This is a genomic window from Allobacillus saliphilus (assembly GCF_018138385.1).
GTDB lineage: Bacteria > Bacillota > Bacilli > Bacillales > Alkalibacillaceae > Allobacillus > Allobacillus saliphilus.
The window spans coordinates 46,767-57,921 of sequence record NZ_JAGSIE010000014.1 but is presented as its reverse complement, the minus strand read 5'-3'; the positions used below and the strand labels follow the sequence as shown (position 1 = coordinate 57,921).

Annotated in this window: 12 protein-coding genes; 1 reads left to right on the top strand and 11 read right to left on the bottom strand. The window is 36.3% G+C overall.

Annotated features, from left to right (window positions below; translation table 11 throughout):
* Window positions 1–344 precede the first annotated feature (344 nt).
* The 7 genes from KC820_RS05685 to KC820_RS05655 form a co-directional block, all read right to left on the bottom strand.
* The gene (locus tag KC820_RS05685; protein WP_212369076.1) at window positions 345–572 is read right to left on the bottom strand and encodes a hypothetical protein; all 228 of its coding nucleotides are present in this window, start codon (window positions 570–572) and stop codon (window positions 345–347) included.
* Window positions 573–962: 390 nt separating this feature from the next.
* Entirely contained in the window at window positions 963–1,751 is a 789-nt protein-coding gene (yidC, locus tag KC820_RS05680; RefSeq protein ID WP_212369074.1) for a membrane protein insertase YidC, read from the bottom strand.
* Window positions 1,703–2,071, bottom strand: coding sequence for a hypothetical protein (locus tag KC820_RS05675; RefSeq protein WP_212369072.1), 369 nt, complete (start codon window positions 2,069–2,071; stop codon window positions 1,703–1,705). Before KC820_RS05675 ends, yidC begins: the two co-directional genes overlap by 49 nt.
* A gap of 72 nt (window positions 2,072–2,143) precedes the next feature.
* Window positions 2,144–2,674 carry a GrpB family protein gene (locus KC820_RS05670; RefSeq protein WP_212369070.1) on the bottom strand — a complete coding sequence of 177 codons (531 nt, stop codon included), beginning with the start codon at window positions 2,672–2,674 and terminating at the stop codon, window positions 2,144–2,146.
* A 115-nt stretch (window positions 2,675–2,789) separates the two neighbouring features.
* Complete coding sequence (locus KC820_RS05665) at window positions 2,790–3,053, bottom strand: hypothetical protein (protein WP_236782542.1); 264 nt, start codon at window positions 3,051–3,053, stop codon at window positions 2,790–2,792.
* 342 nt (window positions 3,054–3,395) lie between these two features.
* On the bottom strand, window positions 3,396–3,578 hold the full coding sequence (locus KC820_RS05660; protein ID WP_212369068.1) for a hypothetical protein: 183 nt from the start codon (window positions 3,576–3,578) through the stop codon (window positions 3,396–3,398).
* Window positions 3,579–4,334: 756 nt separating this feature from the next.
* Complete coding sequence (locus KC820_RS05655) at window positions 4,335–5,246, bottom strand: helix-turn-helix transcriptional regulator (protein ID WP_212369066.1); 912 nt, start codon at window positions 5,244–5,246, stop codon at window positions 4,335–4,337.
* Between the two features lie 139 nt (window positions 5,247–5,385).
* Between KC820_RS05655 and KC820_RS05650 the strand changes: the two genes are divergently transcribed.
* Window positions 5,386–5,571, top strand: coding sequence for a hypothetical protein (locus KC820_RS05650; protein ID WP_212369063.1), 186 nt, complete (start codon window positions 5,386–5,388; stop codon window positions 5,569–5,571).
* Between the two features lie 114 nt (window positions 5,572–5,685).
* Here the strand turns inward: KC820_RS05650 and KC820_RS05645 are convergent, their stop codons facing one another.
* From KC820_RS05645 to KC820_RS05630, 4 genes are all read right to left on the bottom strand, one after another.
* The gene (locus KC820_RS05645; protein WP_212369060.1) at window positions 5,686–6,642 is read right to left on the bottom strand and encodes an acetamidase/formamidase family protein; all 957 of its coding nucleotides are present in this window, start codon (window positions 6,640–6,642) and stop codon (window positions 5,686–5,688) included.
* A gap of 208 nt (window positions 6,643–6,850) precedes the next feature.
* A complete protein-coding gene (locus tag KC820_RS05640; RefSeq protein ID WP_236782541.1) occupies window positions 6,851–7,306 on the bottom strand; it encodes a GrpB family protein in 456 nt (151 codons plus the stop codon).
* Window positions 7,307–7,321: 15 nt separating this feature from the next.
* Complete coding sequence (locus KC820_RS05635) at window positions 7,322–7,888, bottom strand: hypothetical protein (protein ID WP_212369057.1); 567 nt, start codon at window positions 7,886–7,888, stop codon at window positions 7,322–7,324.
* A gap of 103 nt (window positions 7,889–7,991) precedes the next feature.
* Window positions 7,992–11,147, bottom strand: a complete 3,156-nt coding sequence (locus tag KC820_RS05630) for a DEAD/DEAH box helicase (RefSeq protein WP_212369053.1) — start codon at window positions 11,145–11,147, stop codon at window positions 7,992–7,994.
* Window positions 11,148–11,155 lie beyond the last annotated feature (8 nt).

Genomic DNA, 11,155 nt, shown 5'->3' with positions numbered 1-11,155 from the left:
TCATCTTTTGTCCGAAGGCGATTCATCTCCACCCTGGCTTCGCCTGAGGATGGAGTCTTCTCGCCTAAATCGATAAAGTTGAATTTAATTCAATAATTGGAGGGATTATTGCTGTATTTGCTTTAATTCTCGCCATTGTCGCTTTGAACTATCGGAAATATGAGGTCGATCAATCATAAAACAAAGTGACGGTTTATTAAAGTATTAATTAAAATAGTAAGCAAACAAAAAAGGCTGGGTTAACTCAGCCTTTTTTTGCTTTATGTATTATCTTTTTGCTCACCAATCGCCGATTGCTTAACAACGATCAATGGTTCAAAAAAGAGTGCGTATTTATGCACTCTCTAGTTATTATTTTTTGTTTTTAAAATATAAAGTTCTTTCTCCATTTTATTTACTTTGTCAACAATAAAATCCATTTCATTAATTCTCGATTCGTTCGTTAATTCAAACTGGTTTCCAACACCTTCCAGCTTTGCTTCTATAGAGTCAAACCGGCTATGCATTTCTGATTTCATACTTTTCATTTCTTTGTTCATTTCTGTAAGCAAATCAAAAATGTCCTTATCCACTCGTATCGCCTCTGTGATAATTATAATATAGATTAACCAAATAATCACTGTTAAAACTTACTCGTTAATTATGTAATCAGGCCATATGGAGTGTAATTATTGCTTACTCTTAATCTCTTCTAAGAGAGAAATAATCTTATCATTCTGTTCAATCACTGTTTGATTCTGTTTTCTGATTTTAGCAAAGTCAAACAAATATACTATCAAAATTACTATCACAAATATCGCTAACACTTCTATCCCTCATTTTTCACAACGTTCAGACAAAAATATCTTGAACCTCTCCCTTAAAAGACCTTTTAATTGCAGTGCTATGTGTATAATCCTTCATACCTGAAAAATTAGGGTGCTAAATCCATTACGATTTGCACCCCTAAACAATATGCTACTTTATGTTACGTGGATGGTTTTCTTAATAATCAGCGTCTGAATGATTACAAATAAACCACTCACTGCCCAATATAACGGTAAGGCTGCTGGTACGTTTAACGAAATGATTCCGATCATAATCGGAGAGATTACAGCCATCATCGCCATTTGTTTTCGTTGGGGTTGCTCCAAGCCAATCAAACTGACTCTTGCTTGCAGATAGTAAATAATCACAGCCAATAAAACGAATAAAATATCGGTTCCCCCGAGACTAAACCATAAGAAAGATTGCTCGGCAATTTCAGGTGTGCGCCTAATCGCATAATAAAAACCAATTAGAATCGGCATTTGAAGAATCATAGGCAGACAACCTGTTACCATTTTCACCGGATTAAAATCATGTTTTTGATAAAGAGCACTCAGTTCCTTTTGCATACTCAGCCGATCTTCTGGGCTGTTCTTTCCTTTGTACTTCTCTTGTATCGCAGTCATTTCCGGTTTGATCAATGCCATTTTCCCTTGGGATTCCTTACTATTCTTCGATTGCTTAATGAAGAATGGCAATAGCGCAAAACGAATCCCGATTGTAATAACAATAATAGCCACTGCATAATTTCCTTGTAAAAAAAGAGCAGTTTTTTTAATCAAAAGTGACAGCGGATATACAAAGTAATGTGAAAAGAACCCTGTAGATGAACTATCCACAGGTGTAAAGTTATTGCTACACCCGCTGAGTATAAGCAAAAATGCCAGTAGTAAAATTAAAAAAGAATACTTTCTGAAGAAAGTGAGTAAGCTGTTTTGTTCCATTCTTGTCCTCCTCTTATTTTAAAAATCTGTTTAAAATAAGAGGAATTGTCATCTGCTTTGTCGTCTTTTTCATCTATTCTTTTAAACGTCATGATCAGCCATACGACAAATGATTCATTGGTTATAATCGGTTTCTCAAATGGGTTCATATTGACCTTGGTGTTTTGGTGACTATCTGTAAATAAATAACTACTGTTGTGAAGTTGTTTGTTGTAAAGGTGGTTCACATAGATTGCACCAAAAACAATCAACAAAATCCCTAAATAGAGATAAAAGGTAGTCGCATCAATAAACAACGTGTTTAACAAGTCTAGAAACATACTTACTCACCTCCTTTAGCAATATTTAAATAAATGAAATTAACAACAGCGCCAAATTGCGAAACGGATTACTTAATCAGTTCTTTTCTTAAAAATTTCTTTAACAAATTCCTCTTTAAAATCAGTATATTCATTTACCCCTGTCGAAGAGTCTTTTAGGTACTCTCGTTTTATTTCTAAGTATCGTTCTCTTGCTGCTTCATTCGAATTCAAATAATCTCTAAAGAACACCAGATTCTTCCAAAGTTCTTTTTGATAGTCTACTAAGTGGATAAAATGTGTTTTTTCTTTGTAGGTATCGTCGGTAAACTTCGCTAGCACAATCTCTCCAGGTCTTTCAACTTTTAATTTTAAGAAACCTGCTTCATAAAATTTCTTCATTAAAGGTTTATCTACTATTTGTAAATCGTCTACACCCACTATTATGTCTATGATTGGCTTCGCAGACATACCTTTAATCGCTGTACTCCCAATATGTTCAATACGATTATCCTCAAGGTTTGTATGTTTCATTAATTCATTTTTTACTTTTATAAATTCTTCTTTCCATTCGGGTGTATAGCTAGCTAATCTGACTTCATCATACCCTAACCCTAATTGCATGGTTTATTCCCCCTGACACAACTTATGAATATGTTTCAGACTTGCTCCATAACCTGGCTCCGTTTTTGTCACAACTTAGTGCAACAATCGCGCCCGATTGAAGAATAGATCAGGCTCAACCGAGATAAGTAATTTCGCCTTCTTTTTCTTTCGCTCTAATGGTGATTTTTGCAGTTAGTTGTTCAGGTTGTTGTCCATAATCACCCTTTACCTCTTCAAAGATGGTTGATATGTAATTTTCAAGCTCCCCCAATGTTATTTCTTTTGACAACACCTTATTTCTCGCAACTTCATATCCCTTAAATGAATCATTATAATCATCTATTTTTTCTTCTCCAAAAGCTTTTATTTCGAATTCGACTTTAATATCATTAGACACATTTTTTCGCTCCTTTACGATCTCTATCAAGAATATATCTTGCATAAGACATTATTAAATTAACGCGCCCTATAATGGTACCAGTAATACTAAGAATAAAATACTTGCTACCAAATCATATGAACTTAATAACGTGTAACCTAATTTTTTAAGAAAGTTCCTTTTTCTTTGCTTTCTTTATATAGCCTCCATACGCCAATACCGGCCATTAATAAGGCTGCTAAAGAAAGAAAAATGTTTCCCAATTTAATTCCATCCTTGTTTTACTTTGCATACAACAAATTCAATACTATGACTTTAGAACAGCCAAATTTTTTGCCAAATAAGTGCCTACTAATGGAACTAAAGCGGAAGACTTTGAAAAAGCGAAATGATTATAATTGATGTTGATAAAGAACCTGCAAACAATAAGGTTAACATCTTTCGCCAATTTAGCTCTTTTGGAGGTTTTACAGACTCTTGGGAAACCGCTATCCATATTACAGCAGAGACTATTCCTACTATCGCAATAACACCATTAGACATATTTAGCACTCCTCTGAATTATATATGGCTTAAACTTTAGTTCACGAACTGGCCCGCTTGTTAAACATAAGTAGTTATATTCTTATAATCATTTTAACATAATTATGTTGGTACATTCTGAAAAATCTGATATCCATTTGCAGAAAAATACTGTAGTGATTCATGGGGACTTGTGGAACAATCATCAATTTAATATTAATAAAAAAACAGGGTGCTAAACCTATTGTGATTTGCTCATCAATAATATATTATGCGCTTTTCCTCTATAACTGGACCCTTTTCCTATATTCTCGGTTGATTTCGCATCAATATAGGTGGTGTGTTATGCAATTAAATGAATGTTTCATCAAAAGTAACTTATTCCACAGAAGAAAGCTCACTTTCAGTTACCTTTTACACAAAAAAAGAAACGACAATGAGCTCTCGTTTCTTTCACAACCTCTTTTATAATGCAACAGAATTAAAATATAGCTTTAATTAAATTGATCACTAGCCTAGGAATACAAAAGTGCATCTGCACTCCAACCGATCAGCGTACTAATCATATTGGTTTTAGTTTCATCATTTTTGTTTTTACGTAATGATTTCACCATCCTTCTCAGCAACCTCGTACGAAGTTCAATGCGCGACTACCTTTGTTTTATTTCTCGGTCTTCTCCAAACAAAAATCCAAGTCCAATAAGATAAGTTACTGAATTAATAAGTACTAATAAAACCGATAATATTTTTCTCACGAATCATTAACTCCTCTCCCCATCAATTGGTTTTCTCTGTTGCAGTATTATCTTCAAAATTTAAATTTACAGGTTCACTGGATAAACCTTCTGTGGCGCGTTGGTCTGTAACGGGAACATCATCGCCTACCATTTCAAAGCCAAGTTCATCTATCCAAATTTGGCCTGGTCCGTTGAGCAATACGCCAAATGAGATTACTTCACTTTTTACTGGAATATCCAATACGACGCTAAAATGATTCCATTCATTTGTTCCCTTGATCGGACGATCCATCATATTATCAAAAGCAAGGACCTCTCCAGAAGAATGGTCGATCCGCATCCACAAGCCAGCAGCTTCTTTAATATCTACGCTTTTTACAAATGCAGAAAAACGAACTCGTTCTCCCCGATAGTGAACTGCCTTGATTTGTTGCATGAGTGTTGCGAAACCTCTTGCTTTTTCATGCTTTGATTTCAAATAAGCGGCGTAATTTCCACTATGCACAATGTTATTGTCTAATCCGGTTTCATAATCAAATGGATTTTCCCCAGTCATAAGCCAACCATTCGGTGTGTTACTCGTCTTACTCACAATGACCTCTCCTTTGCTAACTAATTGTTTAAGCAATTTCCTATATTCACTAGGTGTTACGTCATAAACTTTTTTAAAAGCTCTCGTGAAGGATTCTTGCGACTTAAACTGATAAGTCATCGCAATGTCAATCACTCGTTGATCCGTCGTAATTAACTCCCTCGCACTTTGTGTCATACGCTGCTCTCTCACATATTCAGCAACTGATTTCCCAATGATTTTTCGAAAAACACGTTGAAAATGGAATCTCGAATAACCAGCATGTTCAGCCAAACGGTTGAGCTGCAATGGTTCAGTCAGATGTTGTTCAATAAAATTCAATGATCGTTGAATAGCCTGTTCATGATCTTGATAGGACATTGGATCACCTCTTACTCTTACATACCAGTATAACTGAATGATTCTGGGAAACTTGATTTTTTGTGCTAATGTGAAAAAGAACGTTGAGAAGTGATATTATATGAGCATATGATTATACAAAATAAGTAGGTGGTTATTAATGGATCTTTTTCAAATCGATAGTTGTTACTACCTAACGGATGCTAATGAAGAAGAGTTGAGGAATATCGTCCATGAAGTTAATCAATCAGGTGGGTATGTCTTGGAAGTTGAAGAGGAACTGATTCGTTTAGGATACAAGGTGAAGTTTTTTGATGATGTTCAATTAATTCAATTTCCTCGTTAAAGTTATGTAATGATATCCTGGCTGAACAGACTATAATTAAAATAGAACTCCGAGGTCGTCTGGAGTTCTATTTTTAACTTTTCTATTCAATTGTCCATCGAGCATTATATTAACCTATCTAAAAATAGACTTCGGTAAAAACGCAGATACCAATCGGTTCGGTGAATTGACGATCTCGCTAATTCTTAAATCTACCGAGATACTACAAAGCATATAAGCTTCTTCTTCTGTCATGCGGTATTCACTCACCAAGTGCTCAATCATATAGCGGATCGCATTTTGAGAAGCTTTGAAGAGATCTTCTCCATGTCCAGTCGTCACAAAGTAGCCCCGGCTATCCGCTTCAGGTGTTGGTGGTCCAGGAATTTCATAACGCGGCTCGGCAATCGTTTTCCCTTTATGCAACTTAAAGCGAACGGTTGCCTCCATCGAAGCTTCAATAGCCGTACCACATACTTCACCGTCTCCTTGAGCGGCATGCGTATCACCTATGGAAAACAACGCGCCCTCTACCCATACAGGTAAGTAAAGCTTTGCTCCTTTTGTCAGGTGGCGGATATCCATGTTACCTCCATTTTTACGTGGAGGTACAATACTGAAATCCCCTGCTTCAGGAAGCGCAACTCCGACTGTACCTGGGAAAGGTTTTAGAAATAAATCAATGCCATCTAAAAATTCAGTTGTGTTTCTCTTTTTCAAATCAAAAATTTTAATCGCTGGGTCTTTAAAATCCTCTGCAAGTAAACCAAAGCCAGGAATGAGTGCCGTCCAACCCCAATCCAATTGTTTAAAGTCGAGAAATTCGACCTCTAACGTATCGCCAGGCTGAGCACCTTTCACATATACAGGCCCTGCTACTGGATTCACTTTTGTGAAATCAATGTTTGCTACATCTTGTGCTGTAGATCCCTTTGTGAATTGACCGCCAGACGCCTCGGTGATCTCATAAGTTACCACTTGTCCAGATTCCACTTCAGCTATCGGCTTTAATGAATTGTCCCACCCAATATGACTGTGCTCGTTGAAATCATGAATCGTCATGTACGGATGATTGTGATGATGAATACCCATTGAATATGCCCCCTATGCTGTATCGTCCTTTGTAAGATGAAATATAAAAAGAAGTTTCTCAATAATTGTCGAAACTCCTTTTTTCTTAAAATTATATAAATTGTAGTAATTTTGTGTGGGAAAGTCAATGGGTGGTTGGAAGTTTTACAAACTTAGCGATTTCACTGTTAGCACTAAAGTTATAAACGCTTATACTCCGGCGACGACATCAACTTTTCAAAGAAATCACTTTTAGCATCTCGGTAGGCTTCCATATCTTTCTTTTTAAATCATCGTATTCTTGTAAGAACTGGTCATTTAACTTTAATACATCTCGAATCTTCCAAAAGAAATCAAGCTCAGAATCAATAACCGTTAATTGGATGCCTAACTGTGGGTCTGCTCTATCGTCTTGAAATGCTCGAAATGTATCTGTTTGTGTACTTCCCTCATTAACCCCGTAATGTTTCGCTAACGCAGTAACAGCGCTCGGAAACTCTGCAGCTGTCACTCTCACTTGAATATCCAAATCCCCTTTGGTTAGACTTCGTGGGATTGCTGTACTGCCGATATGTTGGATGTCTGCTTTCGGAAGTAACTTTTGAAGGAATGCTTGATGTCTAACAAAGGATTCTTCCGCTCTTTTGTATAATTCTTCATCTGAAATGAAATGGACTGTTTCCATTGGATTCCTCGATTCTTATAAAATAAATTTATATGCAAAAGCATCATTTTTCTTGTTCAATAACTCTCTTTTATCGATCATCACATTTCTGAAATCAATCTCTAAATAATAAGTTGCTTGGCTAAGCCTGTCATAAAAGAAATGTATAAACTCTAATTCTCTAAAATAAAAAACTTCTATCTCAGGATTATTACTTCGATTCGTTTCAAAAATTCGATGATTTCCATTAATACAAAACGGCTTATTATCAGTTAGAAACTCACTTTGAAGCACCATCACAGGATTTTTGTGATTTGGTTTAATACGTGTTGAATCCTGATTGATATTACCCGGGTCTACTGCTTCGTTAATCTTAGCCGGAGACACCTTGAGCGGCTCTATGGCTTTCTCCCTTATGAACGTAGTAGCCCCGTCGATGTCCAATGCATATTCAAATACACCTGTTGGAAACTCTTTATATAGAGAAAATGTCTCTCTGCCGATTGGGTGTACAGTCGGATATAATTCATTAACAATCGATTCATTTAAAATCTCTGTCCATTTGGATGCAATCTCCGTTCCATAGTCGGAATGTTCCTTCATGACTTCAATTCTAGAAGTAAAGTGTTCAAGCGGGTTAAAATTTTGAGATTCATTTTCATAGTATGCTATTTTACATTAGTTTCCCCTTACCTTACTAGATTCATTAGAGAATATGTTTGTTAGCTTGTGTGACTAAATATGAAGGCATCTCCTGTCTCAACCTCCATGTAATACTCATCGGTTTCTCGCCGGAGTGTTTAACATAATCAACTGTACCTAAAAATACATACGGTGACGGATAACCGTTTTGGTTTTTGTATTCACGAACGAACAACGCGATCTGTGTTCCCTTTTTTCGATGGTGTATATATCGTTGACCGACATCAGTCTTGCTCGATGTTTTATTTTGAGATTGCCAATGAAAGAGCTTTTCATTAATGGCATAGTCTTCATACAAAGTAGAAGGTGAAAAATCTTTTTCTGATTTATTTAACGTCACAAACAGAGCATCTACATTTTTCTCTTTAATATACTTAACTCCTTCTCTAAAATCAGGTCGTTTTTCTTCGTTGTAGTGCCCTAAAGCTGCCATAATCTGATCAGAGGTGTATAGTGAGTGGACCATTAATGGCGTGACAAAATTTAGATCAGTATCCCACTCTCTTGTTTCAATCTTCGAGTAGTTATATTTCAAAATGGACCGTATTTCTTCTTTTAATTCAATAGATGATAAAATTACATCTAATCCTTCTTCAATTGTTGAAAAGCCTAACTTCTCAGGTGTTGCTCGGTAATACGTATAATAAAAAACATTTCGCATTAACGCTTCTTCTTCATTTTCAACTTTACGATGATCAATATACTTCAACAAAAACGCTAATAGTTTCCTAGAGTTTAAGTGGATTAAATAAGGAAGACGCTTGACGATTTCTTCTTCCTGTTCAAAATAAAAATCCTCTTTCAAATCCGCTTCTACCAACAATCTAGCGAATGAACGATTTCCACTTCTTCCGTATAAATCATAAAGTGACATCTGATAATGATCCAAAAAGTTTGCCAGTGTTAACTCACGATCGGAGTCAAAGCGGAAGTTCTTTAGCTTCTCAATCAAACTGGCTTTTGTGTACGTAGCAGATTGGATATTACGCAAAATATATTTCTTCGCTTGCTTCTCCAATTGAATGAAGCTACCCTTTGGTAAATTCGCAAATCCGTTTTCTACGTAGTGCTTAACCGAGTGCTTTGCTTTCCCGATTAATGCTTTATACTTCTTCTCAAAGAAATCATAATTTTTATGAGCCTGTCCGATGAAATCCAATACAGTTAAACATTCTTTCCCGTCTGCCAAACGAAGCCCTCGTCCAAGCTGCTGTAAAAACACGGTTAAACTCTCTGTTGGACGTAAAAACATCACCGTGTTTACATCCGGCAGATCAACCCCTTCATTATAAAGATCGGCAACGAAAATGAACCGAATTTCCCCGGCTAATAATTTTTGCTTTGCCGTCTCACGAACGTTACGTTCAGAGCTTCCGTGCAATGAAATAGAAGGGATCCCAAAATCATTGAAACTTTTAGCCATGTATTTGGCATGTTCTACGCCCACACAGAATCCTAAACCTTTGACCTCATCAATGTCCGTCACATACTTATATAGGCTATTAACAATTTGTCTTACACGAATTTTGTCGCTAGTATAGACATTTTCTAGCTCCCGAAGATCGTACCCTTTTTTTCTCCACGTCACATTGGAAAGATCAACAGTATCAGACACACCAAAGTACTGAAAAGGACTTAGCAGTTTACGATCAATTGCTTCTGTTAGTCGAATTTCCGCAGCAATCCGGTCATCAAAATAGGTTAAAACACTCTTTCCATCCATACGCTCTGGGGTAGCAGTAAGGCCAAGTAAGATTTTTGGTTTGTAGTAATCTAGTAACTCTTGATAAGATTTTGCAGCAGCATGATGAAATTCATCTACAATTATAAAATCATAGAAATCTTTATCCGTCTTTTCCGTCAATTTTGTACTATTTAAACTCTGAACACTTATGAAAAGATGATCCAGGCTTTCCGGCTTTTCTCTCCCTACAAGCAAATCAGCAAAGTTAAAATCCTTTAAGATCGTACGGAACGTTTCTAAACTTTGTTTAAGGATTTCCTCACGATGAGCAACAAATAATAATCTAGCAGGTCGACCATTCTCCTTTAAAAATCGTCTATAATCAAAGGCAGAAATTACTGTTTTACCTACACCTGTTGCTGCAACGATTAAATTTTTAAATTTCCCATGGATATCTCTTTCTGTACTAAGCTTTTCTAATACCTCTTTTTGATAATGATACGGTTTAATATCAAATAAAGCCGTCCGGCGGATATTTTCTTCTTTCGACTTTTTCAACATTGTTTTTAAATGGTCGTGGTCTTCTTGACGATTAAAATGAAAAGTCACGAACTCCTGGTCATTCCAATACGATTCAAATGTCGCATACACTTTTTGCATAACATCGAAAGAATCCTTTTCTGTCACCTTCACATTCCACTCCAAACCGGAAGTCAGCGCAGGATTAGAAAGATTGGAGGAACCGATGTAAGCCGTACTGAAATTCGTATCTCGCTTAAAAATATACGCCTTCGCATGTAAACGAGTCCGATTCGTATCGTAGGAAACTTTCACTTCAGTATTGGCTAACTGACTCAACTCATTAATTGCCTTGTAGTCCGTCGCTTCCATATAGGAGGTCGTGATGACTTTAAGCACTCCACCTCGATCAGTGAACTCTTTCAATTCTTCTATAATTACCCGCAGACCACTCCATTTAATGAACGAAACAAGCATATGTACTTCGTCTGCAGTTATAATCTCCTTCTTTAATTCATTCATCATATTCGGTTCATTCTGTGCACCAGTAAATAAGCTACTCTCAGAGATCGGCGTTACAGGACGAATCGGTTTATCATCCTTTATACCTTTGATCGAATTCATTTTTGAATACAAAGAAGTTAAGACTTCAGCCTCTTCTTCGATCTGAAGTTCATTAAGCTCCTCTTGCCCCAACTCCCGACTTAAATAATGGATAATTTCATTGCATAAGCGGATTTGCTCGATTAATGATCCATCTGTTTTCTTTTTCGTTGTATCTCTAACATCCGTTAACGCTTTCCTCGTTATATATGATATATATGCAGCTAGTTTTTTACTCGCTTCTTCTTGATCAATCGGCTCTTTGCCAATCGCAAATTTCTCTTTTTCCAACTCAGATAATGAATGAGCTAGCTTTTGATTAATAACTTCCTCATAGATTCCTTCTCTCAGCATCTCCCTCA